The following is a 15802-nucleotide window of genomic DNA, read 5'->3' as shown; positions in this document are numbered from 1 at the left end:
CTTCATGAAAATTGTGCTTGACATGGACCCTCGCAACGAAGAAACATCGGTGACCATCCATTGCAAAGAAATCACCCCGGCCATCCAGGAAATCCTCGAGTACCTCAAAAAGAATGAAACCGGCCTGATTGTCGGAAAGGATGGAGAGAATCAGCACTTATTGAAGCCTGATGAAGTTCAATATTTCCGTTCAGAAGGCGACACAGTAACAGCCGCCACCCCAGAAGGGATTTTTAAAGTAAAGGAAAAACTTTATGAACTTGAACAATCCCTTCCTTCCCACCGGTTTATCAGGATATCCAAGTCTGTCATAGCGAACCTTTACGCCATGAGCCATTTTGAGCCATCCTTTAACGGGACACTCTGTGTTCACTTTAAATCGGGGGAGAAGGAGTATGCTTCCCGCCATTATGTCGGACGGATAAAGGAAATTTTAAGAATGAACAGGAGGGAGACGAAGTGAGGAAATTTTTGTACAGAAGCATGATCGGCATATTCTTTGGGGGATTCATTTCTACAGCGGCAACTATAGCCTTAATTTATTTCGGCGGTCAATCTGCGCTAGATGGGCAAAAATTTATCATAAATGCATTTGGCTTTATTTTAAGCGGCTGGCTGTTTACGGTTACTCCGCTTTATTTTGAAATCCGCTCACTTCGCCTGCCCATGCAGACAGCCCTGCACTATCTTACCGTAACGATTGTTTATTTCACACTTGGGCTTTGGATTGGCTGGATTCCGATCGGAGTAAAGAACTTTTTCATCTATCTTGCAATCTCACTATTGGTTTACGCGTTATGCTGGATCTGCTTTTATCTATACTTTAAAAACGAATCGAAGAAGCTGAATAAGGATCTGGAGTGCCTCGAATGAGAAACGGCCGTGGTGAGCAATTACGAATTTTAAGTGCAAAATGGTCATACAGGCGGCTCTGCCAATAAACGAGGAGAATATCCTGGGAGTTTTGTAAATAGACATAAGGGAAAAAAATTATGAGGTGAGGATACATGAAGATTAAGGCAATTAGTACTGCGGCATTACTTATTATTCTTTCAGCCTGCACCAGTGAACCTGACATGACAGAACAAACAGACGATGGAAAAGTCCAGAGCAGCAATCAGGAAACTGAAAACACGGAGACTGAAAATCCCGAAACCGCTCAAAAGCAAGCATTAACTTCAGAGGAAGTAATAGCTGAAACAGAAAAGCAATTAAGCACTGATGTTCCAATAAAACTGCCTGATACGCTGAACTTGAACGAGGGATATCATTTAACAGCCAAGACCGTCTCTGATCAGGACTCTTACCAAATTATTTTCTTCCAGACAAAAGATGTAATCCCAATAAACAATGCTAAATTGGATCAGTTGAGTGACGCTTCTATTCTTGCGGTTCTGTCTGGGCAGAATTATGACAGCAATGAAGCTGCCTTGGAACAAATTTCATACCAGAATTTTGAGGAGATCGGCGGAAAACCGGTTGATCTTGGATATTCCATCACAGGCTACCAGGATGCAGGGGCCGGTTCCGTATACCTTAGCTGGAATGAGGGAAGATGGGCATTTTCATTACGGGCACGAACAGAAGATCCTGATAATCTCCTGACTGACTCCAAAAAAATAGTTGAATTCTTAGAAAGCAGCACGCTGCCGGCTCCTAAAATGTATGGAACCGGCAAATTTGACACAATGAATGAGCATTCCCGCGATCAAATTCTCGTCTGGCAGGAGGACCGAACTGTCTATAAGATCGAGAAAGCTGAAGGAGCACTAAGAACACTGGAAATTGCAGCTTCCATCAAGTAGAAAAGATGCCTGTTCACTATCATAAGTAGTGCAGGCATTATTTTTTTGAAACAGTCATACTGACTGAAATTCAGCATATAGAATCATGAAATTTGCAGGTCGGAAGCCGATTTGTGCATCTTATCATACTCATCCTGCGTGTCGCCTTTCAATTGGTGACAATTGGAAATGGCACCCCTATACTGATTATATAAAGATTAAAGGAGGATCCGGATGGAAAGTGTCATTTCTGTAAAAAATTTATCTAAAAATTTTGGTGCCACCCGGGCAGTAAAGAATCTTTCCTTTACCGTTTATAAAGGGGAAATCTTCGGAATTATAGGACCGAACGGAGCAGGGAAAACGACAACACTTGAAATACTTGAGGGGATTTCTGTCCCGAGCGGAGGGGAGGTCGAAGTGCTTGGTCTTGTTCCAAGCAAACAGCTGCGTGAATTAAACAAAAAAATCGGTGTGCAGTTTCAAGCCACTTCTATTCAGAAGAATATGAAAGTAAAAGAAGCGCTGGAACTCTTTTCTTCTTTTTACGAAGGACCGACGCAAAAAGATTATTTAATAGACTTGCTTGGTTTAAGCGAAAAAATGAGCGTAAAGTTTGATGACCTATCCGGCGGCTGGAAACAGCGGGTGACCCTCGCCTTAGCCACCCTGCATGAACCAGAAATTCTTTTTCTCGATGAACCGAGCATGGGGCTGGACCCTTCAGCAAGGCGGGAAATGTGGTCATTGATCCGGCTGTTAAGGGACCGGGGCAGCACCATTGTCGTGACCACGCATTATATGGAAGAAGCTGAGCAACTTTGTGATCGGGTGGCAATGATCTACAGCGGCCAATTGAAAGCACTGAATACACCGCATGAATTGTTGAATGAAGGGGCTGCTGACTGCCTTGCCTTTACGAGTGCCGGACTTAGCCGGGAATATTTAAAATCCCTTCCTGGTGTTGAACGAGTGGAAAATAATCTGGACGAATTTAAAGTGTACTGCGATGATCAGCAGACAACAGCTTATCACATTTTCGCTCACTGCCAGGAAAAGGGGATACTTCTGGCTGACTTTAAGTTTGAGAAGGGCTCACTCGATGATTTATTTGTCCAGTATTTAGAAAAGGAGAAAATCGGATGAATGCAATTGTAAAGCTCGCCAGCCTTGAAACGAAAATGTTTTTTAGGGACCGGTTAAGCATGTTCTGGACGTTCCTGTTTCCAGTTGTCATGATTTGGCTGTTCGGTTCCATGTTTGTAGGTGATAACATGAGCCAAAAGGCTTTTGCGGAATACTTTGTTCCTTCATGGATCGGTGTCAACATAGTAACCACTTCCTTTTTCACACTGGGAACCGTTTTAACCAATTACCGGGAAACGGGTGTTTTAAGGAGGTATCAGTCAACTCCGCTTCAGCCATGGAAAATCCTCGCCGCCCATACCTTTCAAGGGACCGTTATCTTTGCTATATCTGCATTGCTTCTTATGATCTTTGGGATGCTTCTGTATGACCTGACTCTGCCAGCTTATATTGGTAGTACGCTGCTTTCTTTGCTGATCAGCATCCTGGCCTTTTTTCCGTTTGCTTTATTCCTGACATCCTTAGCTAAAAATGCACAGTCTGCAGCAGCCATCAGTTCCTTATTCCTGAACCTGATGCTGTTCCTCTCAGGTGCGACCTTTCCTCTTGAGATGATGCCATCAGTCCTTCAATACGCAGCTAAAATCCTTCCGCTTTATTATGTGATTCAATTGCTGAGGGGGACATGGACCGAAGCGCCAATAACTGAATATGGATTTGAGACAGCTGTTTTGATTGGGATTGCTATCGTGTCTGTTGTGCTTGCTGTGCGGTTCTTTCGGTGGAGCGGGAAGTAAGCCCTAATAGATTGGGGTATTTTTCATTACATGAACATATTGAGTTTACAAATATTTGTTAATATTTATATAATTACTTAATTATAGTTATAAAGGTGGTTATGAACATGGAAATCTATCAAGCATCAATGGAGGATCTGGAGGGAGTTTCCGCATTATTTAATTTATATCGAGTATTTTACAAACAAACACCCGATTTGGTGGCAGCAGGCGATTACGTAAAAGAACGCTTAGATAAGAAGGATTCTGTCATATATGTAGTGAAGAAGGAAGGAAAGTATCTTGGATTTACTCAGCTTTACCCAACTTTTTCATCTATATCTATGAAAAGAGCCTGGATCCTGAATGATTTGTATGTGGATGAAGAGGCAAGGAAACAGGGAATAGGGGAAAAACTCATAGACAAAGCGAAAGAGCTAGTTGCTGATACAGGTGCGGTAAGTATCAGCCTCAGTACGGCTCCTGATAATTTTTCTGCTCAAAGACTCTATGAAAAAATCGGGTTTAAGCGGGATGAGCAATTTTATCATTATGAATTGAGTATTTAATGGAATCTTAAAAAGGCATGGATTTTCCATACCCTTGGATCCATTTAAGTATCAATAGAATTATGGTTAATATTTATGGATATTTTATTTTTTTTTCTCTTTGTATTATCTGGATTCTAGTAATTTGTATTAAGTTTTGAGGGCTCTCTTTTTTCAGGGGGCCCAATTACCACACTCTTTAATTGATGACAGGGCATCTGCTATTTTACTGGAATCCACACCATAGGCCATCTGAAAAACTTCTGGAGGAGTCAGGCGCAATTTGTTGATCCTGATACGAAGAAGCTGCACAGGGTCTCTTTCGAAAAAACATTATCGCTTGTGTCAAAATAAAGATTTGGGGTTCCGCTAGTTTTCTCTATGTTTGTATTATCGGGGGAATTCTGCATTACCTATTTATAATGAAAAAACGCCTGAAAATCAGGCGTTTTTTCATTATTCGAGATTATTCAGAGCCTCAGCAAACCGCTTAATCCCTTCATGGATGTTCTCTTCATTTTCCCTGCCAAACGTAAAACGCACGAATCCATTCTCAGATCCCATGGTTGTTCCGGGAACATAGATGACACCCCGTTTAATTGATTCCTCAAGCAGCTGATTTTCATTGTGATCTTTTTTGATCCGGCACCAAAGATGGATTCCACCTTGCGGAGTGCTGAATTCCACTTGGTCTTTCAGGAAATGATCCAGGCTTGAAACAATTGAGTTTCTCCGCTGCTCCAATTGCCTGGCTAGAAATTTTAAATGTGACTCAAAGCCTGCGGACTCAATAAAATCATTCGCAACCCATTGCGAATAGCTTCCATGACCGAAATCCACCTGCTGCTTAGCATCAGATAACCTCTCAATTACTGATCTGGGGCCAATGATCCAGCCGATTCTGAGCCCGGAAGCGACAATTTTGGTCAGAGAGCTTATATATAAAACAATGCCGTTGTAATCCAGGGATTTGAGTGTATTCATTTTTTGGCCGGTAAAGGATGTTAGGCTGTAAGGATCATCTTCTACCACCGGAATCCCGTATTCAGAGGACAATTCAAGAATTTTTCTGCGCCTGTCTTCAGGAAGCAATGTGCCTGTTGGGTTCTGAAAAATAGGATTTAAAAAGATCATCTTAATTCGATGCTTTTTATATAAGGCTATAATATCATCAGGATTTACTCCATCCTTGCCTGTTTTTAAATAATAAGTTTTGACTCCGGCTGATTTAAAGATTGGCAGGCTGTAGTGATAAGAGGGATCCTCGATGGCAACAGAGTCCCCGGGTTTTAAGAGGCATTGGACGACAAGGTGCAGGGCCTGTTGGGCACCGGATGTAATAAGTATGGAAGAAGGGCTGGTCTCGATGTCCCGGAACTTTTTTACATGGTCAGTCAGTGTTTTTCTCAGGATTTCATTTCCCTGATGGTGATCGTACCCCAGTGTCCCGATAAAAGAGCGATTGGAAGTAATCTCTCTTAGCGAAGCCAAAGGAAAGAGGTCCTGGGAGAGTTCACCGCTGGCCAGGTTGATCAGTTTTGTCTCTGCCAGTTCTTTATGGATCCTTTGTGTCACTGGCAAATTGGGCAAAAAGGAGCCTGCTTCAATATACCGGTTCCAGCTTGGAATACGTCTTTTGGCTATTCCCCAAATATCTTTGCTGACCATCGTACCGCTTCCCCGATTTCGTTCAACGATCCCGTTTGACTCCAGTTCATCATATGCAGCAACAACCGTGCTTCTATTGATATCAAACTGTTTTGCTAATCCTCTTTCTGAAGGCAGCGGTTTGTCAGGAGGGAATGTGCCATCTGCTATTCCGTTTTCTATATACATCGCCAGCTGCTTATAAATAGGTGTTTTTGATTTTCTATCAGGTTTCCAATCCAATTGAAACATCCTCTTGTAAAATGATTTATGTAATATTATATCAGCTCTTAAAAAAAATATCGGCTGCAGGATTGAGTAAAAGTTCATGTTGACTTTTACAACTGTAAATATTATTATTACAGTATATCCTGTAGCATAAATGAATGCATCTTAAGTTGCGTATTAACTGTAATTTTTATTATTACATTTTTATAAAGATGAATACAATAGAGGGAGTGTTTTTTAAATGGTGAATTTATTCTTATCATCAAGCTGCGGTTCCTGCCGGAAAGCCCGGGCATGGCTTGAGGAGCATCAAATAGAGTATGTTGAACGGAACATTGTAACAGATCCGCTTACAGTGGATGAAATTAAATCGATTCTGCGCCTTACAGAAAATGGGACTGAGGAGATTATTTCAACTAAATCAAAAGCGTACCAGGAGTTAAACGTGAATATCGATTCCATGCCGCTAAAAGAGTTATATCAATTGATTATCGATAATCCGCAAATGCTTCGCAGACCGATTATTCTGGATGAAAAAAGACTCCAGGTCGGCTTTAACGAGGACGAAATTCGCAGCTTCCTTCCACGGAAGTTTCGCACGTTTTCATACAATGAACTGCAAAGATTGGCAAATTAACCAGACTGTAAATTCTTGACAAGTCAATCTGTAACACTTAGTATTACAGTACAGTATGAGAAAATATAGGAGGCCGGCCATGAATAGCGATTTTACTCTTGCCATTCACAGTCTAACTTATCTCGCCCTGCAGCTGGATCGCATGTCAACGAGCGATGCGATTTCTGAAAGTGCAGGTGTCCATCCGGTCCGCATCCGAAAAGTCCTGAGTTTATTAAAAAAACATGGATTTATTAAATCAAAAGAGGGAACGGGCGGCGGATTTATTTTTGCCCGGGATTTAAGCGAAGTGAATCTTTGGGATATTTATAAGATTACTTCTGAAGGGGCACTGCAGCCCAAGTGTCCGGATTCAAATGAAGCGTGTGTAGTTGGTGCAAATATGCAAAGAGTTCTGATCAATATCTTTCTAGGTGCAGAGGAACATTTAGGTGAATATTTAAAGCACTATACATTAAAGGATATTGTTGATTTGATTTATAAAGAAAATTAATTGGGAGCTAACAAGCTTTCCATTCGTTAAAATGTAATTAAAAATATTACAGTTTTAAAATCTAATTTAAGTAGGTGAATAAATATGATGTCCAACAATAATGCCATTTTAAAAGCGGGAGATTGGATTAAAGGAAAATCCCATGAAGGGGAATTAATCGTTGGCTATATCGAAACCCTTGAAGAAGGAATTATTAAGACAAAAGTTATTTCAAGTGATAATAAAACCATTGAAGGTAAAATCATTCCCCTGCTTAGCAAACAGGTTAAGAAGATGCCGGCAGCAAAAGTAGCCAATAAAGAACAGATCCATTTCCTGATTGACCTTGCGCTTTCCACTGGAGATGAAGAATGGTTTTTTGAATTGACCTCGAAGCTTAACTCGATGAGAGAACTTGTGAAGGATATTAAATAAAATCTGGGGAAGTGCCTGTGTCCGTCTGCTTATAAGCAGGCAGATTCAGGCACTTTTTTTTATATTGCCTTACAGATTTGTGCATTCTGGCTGTCCATGCGATTCCTTATTATTTCTGTCAGCTTTGGTTCTGCATGAAAATAACCGTATTGGGTGCTTCCTTGTCTGCAGGTCATAGGAACAATATCAAGAAGTGAATCTAAAAGTAATATATTAGAAAGTGATATAAAAAAATCTATAAAAATTTCCAATTTATTTGGAGGAAGATGGATATTGGTTTCGAATATGTACAGGTAGGTATTATTAAAAATTCATATTAACAGCAGATTTTTGGAACGGAGCTGCAGCTAGCTGTTTTTCCGTTTTACATATTGTTGATCAATCTGGTTAAGAAGAATGAGCAGGGATGGTATGTATGAAAAAGGAGCGGCTATAAGATGGGCGTCAGTCAAATGTTTGCAAGAAAAATAATAGCTGCATCGATTTCAGGGTCACTGTTCGCGGTTGTGTTAGGTCTGATTCTAACGGATCCGTTTGTTGGAGAAGCTAGTTCGGCTGGTGAATACTTTCAGGGAACTATACTATCCATTCCCTTCTATCTTTTATACAGCTTCCCGGTTATTTTGGTTTATGGCACATTAACTTCTGCAGTTAGTGACTTATTAGCCTTTTTTATTTCGAACCGTACCAACAGGAAACTGGAATTATACATTTCATTAATCCTGCATTTGCTTTTTGGATCAATTCTGTTTGGAGTGAGTTTAGCAGCTGCTGTGTTATTTTTTATTACGGATTATATTTTACGCCGCAAACAATTCGGCAGCTGGAGATATGCTTTGAAATCATTAGGGTTGCCTGTTTTTGTTTGGATTGTGTTTATGGGTGGCGTGTATGTTATAGATGCCTCCATATTGAAATGGTAAGAATTACCGATTGTTTTGATAAGTAGTTCTTCTGAAAAAGGCGGCTATTTTTATTGCTTTCAATTTTTATTAATACCCTTAGTAAAGAGGTGGAAAAAATGATCTTAATTCTTTTTGCTATTATTCACATTGTAATTGGGTGTGCATTCATTTATACACACGGTAAATTGCCAAAAGCGATATCCACATTTGCATTCGTTTTTCTTACTATGAGTTGTCTTTATTGGGGAGCAGTGTTAATCAATTTTGCTAGTTAGTCAGCTGCCAGAAGGGCGGCTTTTTATTTTTTGGAACGATAGATCAGAGGGTGATTTGATGAATAAGACAAATATGAAAAAATACTTTAAGAGAATGTTATTTATATTATTGATGTCAGCTTTTGTTTATAGCATTTATATAAATCTCGGATACAGGCACTATATAAAACAAAGCTAGGAAAGGAATTATGAAAACTTGAGGCTATAGCTGCAATAGGCGAAAATTCGGCTTACTGGCTTGAGAAATTTGTTTAGATACCTATTGAGAAAGAAGATAAATGGAAAGACGAGTTGTTTAATTCGTGGAGGGTTGTGAAAGGAGAGAGCAGAAGTATCAATTCCTATTTGTCTGCCATATCTGTTTTTGATATGGGGGATGATGGACCTGATTGGAACTTGCTTCAATATAGCTTGTTTCGTGTTGATGGGTTTATAAATGGCATGACGGATAAGTTTCTAAAAATCAATCATATCGTATGAGTTAGGAAGAAACAGAAAGGATGGACGCGGTTAGTACAGTGTATAGAATTGTTAGCGAAGAACTGGAAAAGGAGTCTGTCAGTATAGAAAGGATCCTGGAATCCATAAAGGAACCGATGCTGGTTATAGATGATAATTATGCGGATACTCTTGAAAGGGCAGATTGTAAAAAAGAGGGGGATTTTATGTCATTTGATCAATGCCGGGATATTGCTTCATTAATGACAGGCTTTACGAAACCCTGGTTCGTTGCAGGCGGGGGGGCTATTGACCTTTTCGTTGGCCGGGAAACAAGAAATCATTAGGATATTGAGATCGCGATATTCCGTAAGGACCAGTTATACCTAAAGAAATATCTGAAAGAATGGGACTTTAAAAAGGTAATTAAAGGCGAAGTCCATTCTTGGCAAAATGAGCATTTAGAGCTGCCGGTACATGAAATACACGCTTCTAATAACTTAAATGGTGGTAGAATAGAAATTCTCTTAAATGAAAGGGAAGATCAGGTATGGAGGTTTAGAAGGGATATGCGCATTTCTCTGCCCATCAATTCAGTTTGGAGCTATTCAAAAACTGGTATTCCTTATTTAAATCCGGAAATTGTATTATTATTCAAAGCTAAAAACACAAGAGATAAAGATCATTTAGACTTTATAGCAATAAATGATTACCTCGATGCTGAGAAAAAACATTGGCTTCGAACCGTTTTAGAGACACATGAACCGGGACATAAGTGGATTAAATCTCTGTTCTGATTCGCCTAATGAAAACGGATGAAAGCTCAAATGACCCCCACAAAACGTGGGGGTATGGTCACCATCTATAAACACTTTCACATGTATTAGCTTGGGGTTCATAATAGCAATGCTGTTTAAATTGCCCAGAGAAAGGCTGATCGTACCATGTTGGCGGACATGGAGCATACGGATTGAAATACCAGAGAGCAAACTTAGAAGGATGCTGCCTCCAAAAGTCTAAGGTTTGTTTGGCCAATCGTTTCTCTACACTTCTGGCCCTGTTGTAAAAAACATTTCCTTTCTGTACGGCTTCAAAAGAATAATTTCCTCCCTGCACTTGAAATATCACTTGAGGTATTGTCCTGAGGCCGACAAAATCGAGACAATTAGCCTTTCTTCGATTGACTATAACATTTCCGACCATAAGCATCCCCAGTTTTCCTTCACCTTCGGCTTCCGCCCTCATCATTCTTGCCATTAAAGCCACGTCACTGTCGGTATATTGTACTCTTGGCACTTTTTATCACCTCTAAAAGAATTGTATTAAGAAATCCTGTAAACATGATAACGGGTTCAAAGGAAGAAATATTAATTAGGGGTGCAAACCGCATTGCGTTCAGCACCCCCTTATTACGGATATTTAAACAGTTAGTGTGGCTTAACTGCTTCGAGTTCTTTTTAAATAAGCTACCTAATTTATATGCTGTCTCCGTTTGAAACATGCGAAAAAAGGGCGTTTGATGAAACTTTTTATATGGAAATCCGTACCATTACTTAGGGGTGGTTATCTTGAAAACTCAAAATGATAAAGGTGCAGTAAGCCTGAAAAAATTATTATATGTTTTAGGCCTATTTATTTTCGGGGGCGCCACTGCCTTCAAAGGAAGAAACCAAAGAATTTCTCCTGTTTATTTTGGGAAGTGCACTAATCTATTATTTTTTAGTAAGTGTCTACTTCATAGGCGGATTATGGAGGAAGGTTTTTTATGCGATTTTAATTTTGCTATGCGGGTTTAGTATATTAATGGTTTTTTATTTGATAACACATTCAATACCTCACTAATATTTAGAAAGGTGGAGATAAATTGAGCAGGTCAATAAAAATCAGCTGTTTTGTATTCCTGCTGTTTTTGATAACCGGCTGCAGCCGCTCTGATTCAGATCCGGCAACTTCCCAAAAAGCAGTTTCAACTGAAGAGAGTAATCTAAAAAACTTTAAAACAGACGATGGAAAAATCTCCTTTGTTACTTTTAACAAAGGAGATTTGTCTGAAGATACATTAGAAGCAATTAAAGAGGAAACCCTCCATTACTACAATCAACTGCAAAAGAAAAATTTTTCAATTTCTTCCCCATCCAAAATATATTTACATCTATATTGATTCTCCCTTTGGGAAAGGATCTTCAGAAGAATCCGCAAAGCTGGCAATGCAATTTGTTTACCTGCATTGGGGGGTATCTGCATGGGCGTGTTATGCAGTTGTAGGAGTCTCCTTAGCTTTTTTCCAATTCCGCAAAAAGCTGCCGGCATCACTGAGTTCTGTTTTTTATCCATTAATAGGCGACAAAATCAGGGGCCCTTTTGGCAAACTGATTGATGTCGTTGTCATTCTTTCCATTGTCATTGGCATAGCTACATCGCTGGGATTTGGAACGCTTCAAGTGAATAGCGGTATGAATTATTTGTGGGGTATTCCGGTAAGCTTTTATACCCAAGTTGCTATTATTCTCGTTGTAAGTTTTATTTATGTCGGCTCCACTGTTTCAGGTCTTCAGGGAGCGATGAAGCATTTGTCCAACCTTAATATGCTGCTGGCATTTGCGCCTATTGGCATTCATATTGTTTCTTGGACCAACCCAATCCATCTTAAAGATCTTTTTTCAAGGAATAGGGGATTACGCCCAGAATTTTATAGGGATGTCGTTTAGGACTGAGCCCTATAGTGATGGAACATGGATTGCTAGCTGGACACTGTTTTATTTTGGCTGGTGGATCGCCTGGGCTCCGCTTGTCGGCAGTTTCGTAGCCAGAATTTCAAAGGGCAGAACCATCAAAGAGTTTATGATCGGGGCCATCTTTATCCCTGTTGCAGGAGCATTCTTCTGGTTCGCCGTGATGGGCGGATCCGCCATTGATCTTATTCAGAATATGGGCGAAACAGCGATTGCAACGGCGGTTTCCACCGATGTAACCTCTGCTTTATTTAAGTTTTTCAATTATTTTCCAATGAATGTCTTTTTAAGTATTTTAGCTATGGTACTTGTACTTGTTTTCTTTATAACTTCTGCGAATTCTGCTGTTTTTGTATTAGGGATGATCAGTGAAAATGGAAACCCTAATCCATCTCACTCAACAAAAGTCATATGGGGGATTGTAATTGCTGGGGTGTCTGCTGTATTAATTATGACAGGCGGTCTATCCGGCTTACAGTCAGCCCTGGTTGCTACATCTATCCCGTTAGCCATTCTCATGCTTGTCATGTGCTACTCCACTTATAAGGGCTTAAAAGATGAGCCTATCGTTAAAAGTATAAGAAAGAAAGCCGCTGCTAAAAAGGCATAATCGGGGACAATAGGACAGGTACACTGTCCCTGATTGCACAAAAGATTAGAAGGAATGCAATGTGCCTGCTCCCTTTAAAGGGACAGGCGCTGCGTTTTATCTCTCCTTAACCGGCTTATTTAAAAATACTGGTGCTGGTATTCTCATTGTTGTTATTCCAGGCCTGCTTTTAAGTGCAGAGAATAAGAAACAACCCGCAATGACAATGATGCTTCCGACCGCTTGTATCCAGTTCATGACCTCTCCTAAGAAGATAAAAGCTAAGATGGCTGTGAAAATCGGATTAAAGTTTAGGAACAGGCCGGAAGTGCTTGGTCCCAGCTGGTTGACCCCGATGTTCCAGAGCACCATGCATAGGACTGTTGAAATCAGACCCGTATACAAAATGGATAAAAGAAATGAAGCGCTGACATCTGTAACGGTGAAACCAGCAGTATTGAACGGCAAAAGCACAAGAAGGCCAAATATGCCTGAGTATAAGATGGACATCATGGGTGTAACGAAAGACATGGCCCATTTGCTGCAGACCGAATAGATTCCCCACATGCCCACTGCGGCCATCATATAAAGATCCCCATTATTAAACTGCAGTGAGACCAGCATCTCCAGGCTTCCTTTTGAAAGGACCAGCAGTACGCCAAACAATGAAACGAACATGGACATGAGCTGCAGTATGTTTATTTTTTCTTTTAGAAAAATGAAAGAGAATGCAGCAATGGAAAACATATTTAATGTAGAGATTAAGCCAACGCTGGTGGCCGATGTTTTTTCCAGTGCCATGAATTGCAGTGCCTGGAACAAGGCTACTCCCGTGATGCCCATTAGCAATAATGGCAGGATGGCATTTTTCGGAGGCAGCAGCCGTTTCTCTTTATGCCAGACAAGAGGAACGAGACAGATAATGGCGATGGCCCATCTTAATATGGTTAAGGTAATAGGAGATGCGTGATCCACGAGCGTTTTTCCTACAATAAAATTTCCGCCCCAGAGAAAACTTGTTAACAGAAGGAGAAGATAATAGTTCACGTCATTTAGCTCCTTTTCAGAGCCATTGTGCACAATGACATTGTTTATATGAATAATTTTAACATTTATTAATTAAAACAAAAGATAATTTTGTATAATAGGATTAATTCGAAATAATTAAAAGTATATTAGATTAATAGTATAGAAAATTCATCCTGAGTAGTGATTTGATCAGTGTTTTGGAATAATTGAAAAGGGCTGATGGATAGTGGAATCGATTGTAAGCAAGGTATTAGATCACCTGGATATAAAAATATTGGATTTGCTCCAAAAGGACTCGCGGATTAGCAATCTGGAACTGTCGAAAAGGGTGAATCTGTCTGCTCCAGCTGTACACGCAAGGATTAAGCGTTTGGAAGCGGAAGGGTATATCCAAAAGCATGTGGCTATTTTAAGCCATGAGAAGCTGGGCTTTGATTTATTATGCTTCGTGTTCATGAGCACCAACATGCACCAGGCTGAAAAACTGGAATCTCTTGAAAAAACGCTGGAATCCATGAAGGAAGTTTTAGAATGTCATTGTTTAACAGGGGAGTATGATTATCTATTGAAAGTAGCCTGCAGGGATCGCAAGGGGCTGGAGATGTTTATCAGGAAGCTGAATGAATTGGGAATCACGAAGATTCAGACCAGCCTGGCACTTAGGGAGATTAAGGATTCGACGGTGCTGCCGATACAGGAGTAGCGTCTTTAACGAAAACTTGAAACCTCTTCCAATAATTAATGTAGAAAGCAGGAACCAAGGTCAGGAGGGATTAATTTGACAAAAAAGCTCGTGCAGCCCGAAATACGTTATTATGTGCTTTTTGCGCTGTAATTGGTTCTGTGATCGGATTAGTGGCTTATGTGAATGATTGGATTTAATCCATGGAAATTATTGATACTATTCCGTTTTTTATGCACAGCTATCAGCCTTCAGTAGAAGAAATGATGAGGTGGAATCATGAATGATCATAAAGATAAACCTAATGCAGGCTTTACACTGTTTAAACCAACAGGTGTACGCCATGAATTTCCTCTTGTCGACTTAGTGAAACAACGAGTGACGGGAACTGTTCTTTACAAGAATAAAATATATATGACCGTTGTTGTTGACGTAAAGGCAGATACAGTACAAGTTCAAGGAGACACTGCTGATTTAGGGGATTTAGCCATTAGCAGAGAGTCTTACATTGATATGTTCAAAGATCAGGCTAAGTTTTTCATTGATAACCATATTTCTAATCCGCAGGAGTATTATGATGAACTGATTAATAATCCTTCCGAGTAATTGGATGACGGGCAGCATGTATTTCCAAGGGCAGTGTTTAAGGTGCAATTAATCAGGAAAAATACATATAAGTACATGTGCAGGGGAGGAAGCAAAAATGCCTTATGATAAACTAAGCGATCTGCCTGATTCCGTCAAGGATAATCTTCCGCATCACGCTCAGGAAATTTTTAAGGAAGCGTTTAATTCTGCAAGTGAAGAATATAACGAGGAAGAAACGGCCTTTAAGGTTGCCTGGAGTGCAGTGAAGAAGAAATATGAGAAGAATAATGATGATAAATGGGTGAAGAAGGAAGAGTAAAAAGCTTTTACAGAAAAAGGTGTCCCGTTTTCAGGGCACCTTTTTTATTCATCCTCAACCGCTTCATTCTCCACATATCTCTTCAAGTTCTGGTATTGCTCTTCAAATACAAATTTAGCTGTCCATCCTAAAAGTTTGGTTGTCAGCTTATAGAAGAAGTTGCTTGGAACAAGACTTGCTTCCACAATCAATCGCGTTCCGTCATGTTCTCTTGATAAGAGATACTTTGAAATGCTTAAGCCTTCTTTGGAATGAGAGTGCATAACAACTTTATGAGGAGCTTCATATTCAATCAATTCGGAATCGATTTTGATGATTTTTTTATCCAGTTTCTGAACAGTGACAAACTTGGTGCCAGGCTCTGGGACCGGTTTATTTTCCTTATTGTCATAAATGTTTTCGATAAGCATAGTATTCCATAGCTTTATTTTTTCATCATCATCTACGTATTTGAAAACCAAGTCAATCGGGGCATGGATAACATCTTCATATCTGTAAACCAGCATTTCTTTCATCTTAAAATCCTCTTTCTTTCTAGTTATTCAAAGGCATCATAATAGTTTTTTCGGCAATAATTTCCTGTTGTTAAACTCATAAATGCATCGATTAACTTATTTAAATTTTCTGAAACT

Annotated in this window: 23 protein-coding genes and 1 pseudogene; 19 read left to right on the top strand and 5 right to left on the bottom strand. The window is 39.8% G+C overall.

Annotation, left to right across the window (positions count from 1 at the left end):
- Positions 1 to 4 precede the first annotated feature (4 nt).
- From DFO72_RS21985 to DFO72_RS21960, 6 genes are all read left to right on the top strand, one after another.
- The gene (locus DFO72_RS21985; protein WP_113884244.1) at positions 5 to 463 is read left to right on the top strand and encodes a LytTR family DNA-binding domain-containing protein; all 459 of its coding nucleotides are present in this window, start codon (positions 5 to 7) and stop codon (positions 461 to 463) included.
- The gene (locus DFO72_RS21980; protein ID WP_113884243.1) at positions 460 to 873 is read left to right on the top strand and encodes a DUF3021 domain-containing protein; all 414 of its coding nucleotides are present in this window, start codon (positions 460 to 462) and stop codon (positions 871 to 873) included. Before DFO72_RS21985 ends, DFO72_RS21980 begins: the two co-directional genes overlap by 4 nt.
- 134 nt (positions 874 to 1007) lie before the next feature.
- On the top strand, positions 1008 to 1805 hold the full coding sequence (locus DFO72_RS21975) for a hypothetical protein (RefSeq protein ID WP_113884242.1): 798 nt from the start codon (positions 1008 to 1010) through the stop codon (positions 1803 to 1805).
- 213 nt (positions 1806 to 2018) lie between these two features.
- Complete coding sequence (locus DFO72_RS21970) at positions 2019 to 2930, top strand: ABC transporter ATP-binding protein (RefSeq protein ID WP_113884241.1); 912 nt, start codon at positions 2019 to 2021, stop codon at positions 2928 to 2930.
- Positions 2927 to 3667, top strand: coding sequence for an ABC transporter permease (locus DFO72_RS21965; RefSeq protein ID WP_113884240.1), 741 nt, complete (start codon positions 2927 to 2929; stop codon positions 3665 to 3667). Before DFO72_RS21970 ends, DFO72_RS21965 begins: the two co-directional genes overlap by 4 nt.
- Positions 3668 to 3774: 107 nt before the next feature.
- The gene (locus tag DFO72_RS21960; RefSeq protein ID WP_113884239.1) at positions 3775 to 4215 is read left to right on the top strand and encodes a GNAT family N-acetyltransferase; all 441 of its coding nucleotides are present in this window, start codon (positions 3775 to 3777) and stop codon (positions 4213 to 4215) included.
- Between the two features lie 116 nt (positions 4216 to 4331).
- On the opposite strand, the pseudogene DFO72_RS30755 reads toward DFO72_RS21960, so the two are convergent.
- Together DFO72_RS30755 and DFO72_RS21955 are read right to left on the bottom strand one after the other, a co-directional pair.
- Positions 4332 to 4476: pseudogene (locus tag DFO72_RS30755) on the bottom strand (cupin domain-containing protein); the annotation flags it as partial.
- Positions 4477 to 4650: 174 nt separating this feature from the next.
- On the bottom strand, positions 4651 to 6084 hold the full coding sequence (locus tag DFO72_RS21955) for a PLP-dependent aminotransferase family protein (protein WP_113884238.1): 1434 nt from the start codon (positions 6082 to 6084) through the stop codon (positions 4651 to 4653).
- A gap of 226 nt (positions 6085 to 6310) precedes the next feature.
- Between DFO72_RS21955 and spxA the strand changes: the two genes are divergently transcribed.
- The 7 genes from spxA to DFO72_RS30095 all read left to right on the top strand — a co-directional run bounded on the left by spxA (position 6311) and on the right by DFO72_RS30095 (position 10028).
- Positions 6311 to 6706, top strand: a complete 396-nt coding sequence (gene spxA / locus DFO72_RS21950; protein ID WP_076260056.1) for a transcriptional regulator SpxA — start codon at positions 6311 to 6313, stop codon at positions 6704 to 6706.
- Between the two features lie 79 nt (positions 6707 to 6785).
- Positions 6786 to 7199 (top strand): RrF2 family transcriptional regulator, encoded by a 414-nt coding sequence (locus DFO72_RS21945; protein WP_113884237.1) that lies wholly within the window; start codon positions 6786 to 6788, stop codon positions 7197 to 7199.
- 84 nt (positions 7200 to 7283) lie between these two features.
- Positions 7284 to 7613, top strand: a complete 330-nt coding sequence (locus DFO72_RS21940; RefSeq protein WP_113884236.1) for an IDEAL domain-containing protein — start codon at positions 7284 to 7286, stop codon at positions 7611 to 7613.
- A gap of 437 nt (positions 7614 to 8050) precedes the next feature.
- The gene (locus tag DFO72_RS21930) at positions 8051 to 8536 is read left to right on the top strand and encodes a hypothetical protein (protein ID WP_113884234.1); all 486 of its coding nucleotides are present in this window, start codon (positions 8051 to 8053) and stop codon (positions 8534 to 8536) included.
- Positions 8537 to 9105: 569 nt separating this feature from the next.
- On the top strand, positions 9106 to 9273 hold the full coding sequence (locus tag DFO72_RS30105; RefSeq protein WP_243856237.1) for a hypothetical protein: 168 nt from the start codon (positions 9106 to 9108) through the stop codon (positions 9271 to 9273).
- 20 nt (positions 9274 to 9293) lie between these two features.
- Positions 9294 to 9578 (top strand): ABA4-like family protein, encoded by a 285-nt coding sequence (locus DFO72_RS30100; RefSeq protein WP_243856236.1) that lies wholly within the window; start codon positions 9294 to 9296, stop codon positions 9576 to 9578.
- Positions 9579 to 9800: 222 nt separating this feature from the next.
- The gene (locus DFO72_RS30095) at positions 9801 to 10028 is read left to right on the top strand and encodes a hypothetical protein (RefSeq protein WP_243856235.1); all 228 of its coding nucleotides are present in this window, start codon (positions 9801 to 9803) and stop codon (positions 10026 to 10028) included.
- A gap of 58 nt (positions 10029 to 10086) precedes the next feature.
- On the opposite strand, the gene DFO72_RS21915 is transcribed toward DFO72_RS30095, so the two are convergent.
- Positions 10087 to 10527, bottom strand: a complete 441-nt coding sequence (locus DFO72_RS21915) for a cell wall hydrolase (RefSeq protein WP_113884233.1) — start codon at positions 10525 to 10527, stop codon at positions 10087 to 10089.
- 568 nt (positions 10528 to 11095) lie between these two features.
- On the opposite strand from DFO72_RS21915, the gene DFO72_RS21905 reads away from it, so the two are divergent.
- The 3 genes from DFO72_RS21905 to DFO72_RS30085 are packed head-to-tail and all read left to right on the top strand — an operon-like array spanning position 11096 to position 12573.
- Positions 11096 to 11392, top strand: coding sequence for a hypothetical protein (locus DFO72_RS21905; RefSeq protein WP_243856234.1), 297 nt, complete (start codon positions 11096 to 11098; stop codon positions 11390 to 11392).
- Positions 11319 to 11939, top strand: a complete 621-nt coding sequence (locus tag DFO72_RS30090; protein WP_309472970.1) for a BCCT family transporter — start codon at positions 11319 to 11321, stop codon at positions 11937 to 11939. Before DFO72_RS21905 ends, DFO72_RS30090 begins: the two co-directional genes overlap by 74 nt.
- Positions 11830 to 12573 (top strand): BCCT family transporter, encoded by a 744-nt coding sequence (locus tag DFO72_RS30085; RefSeq protein WP_309472969.1) that lies wholly within the window; start codon positions 11830 to 11832, stop codon positions 12571 to 12573. Before DFO72_RS30090 ends, DFO72_RS30085 begins: the two co-directional genes overlap by 110 nt.
- A 96-nt stretch (positions 12574 to 12669) precedes the next feature.
- On the opposite strand, the gene DFO72_RS21895 is transcribed toward DFO72_RS30085, so the two are convergent.
- Positions 12670 to 13599 (bottom strand): DMT family transporter, encoded by a 930-nt coding sequence (locus DFO72_RS21895; RefSeq protein ID WP_113884232.1) that lies wholly within the window; start codon positions 13597 to 13599, stop codon positions 12670 to 12672.
- Between the two features lie 208 nt (positions 13600 to 13807).
- Here DFO72_RS21895 and DFO72_RS21890 point away from each other — a divergent pair, with 208 nt between their 5' ends.
- From DFO72_RS21890 to DFO72_RS21880, 3 genes are all read left to right on the top strand, one after another.
- Complete coding sequence (locus DFO72_RS21890; protein WP_113884231.1) at positions 13808 to 14284, top strand: Lrp/AsnC family transcriptional regulator; 477 nt, start codon at positions 13808 to 13810, stop codon at positions 14282 to 14284.
- 258 nt (positions 14285 to 14542) lie between these two features.
- Complete coding sequence (locus DFO72_RS21885) at positions 14543 to 14869, top strand: hypothetical protein (RefSeq protein WP_113884230.1); 327 nt, start codon at positions 14543 to 14545, stop codon at positions 14867 to 14869.
- A gap of 97 nt (positions 14870 to 14966) precedes the next feature.
- The gene (locus DFO72_RS21880) at positions 14967 to 15170 is read left to right on the top strand and encodes a ChaB family protein (protein ID WP_113884229.1); all 204 of its coding nucleotides are present in this window, start codon (positions 14967 to 14969) and stop codon (positions 15168 to 15170) included.
- A gap of 44 nt (positions 15171 to 15214) precedes the next feature.
- Here DFO72_RS21880 and DFO72_RS21875 read toward each other — a convergent pair whose 3' ends face one another.
- Complete coding sequence (locus DFO72_RS21875) at positions 15215 to 15685, bottom strand: SRPBCC domain-containing protein (RefSeq protein ID WP_113884228.1); 471 nt, start codon at positions 15683 to 15685, stop codon at positions 15215 to 15217.
- Positions 15686 to 15802: the final 117 nt, after the last annotated feature.

Source organism: Cytobacillus oceanisediminis (assembly GCF_004366035.1).
Taxonomy (GTDB): Bacteria; Bacillota; Bacilli; order Bacillales; family Cytobacillaceae; genus Cytobacillus; species Cytobacillus oceanisediminis_C.
Note: the sequence above shows the minus strand (reverse complement) of the source record. Positions and strands in the feature narration are given on the sequence as shown.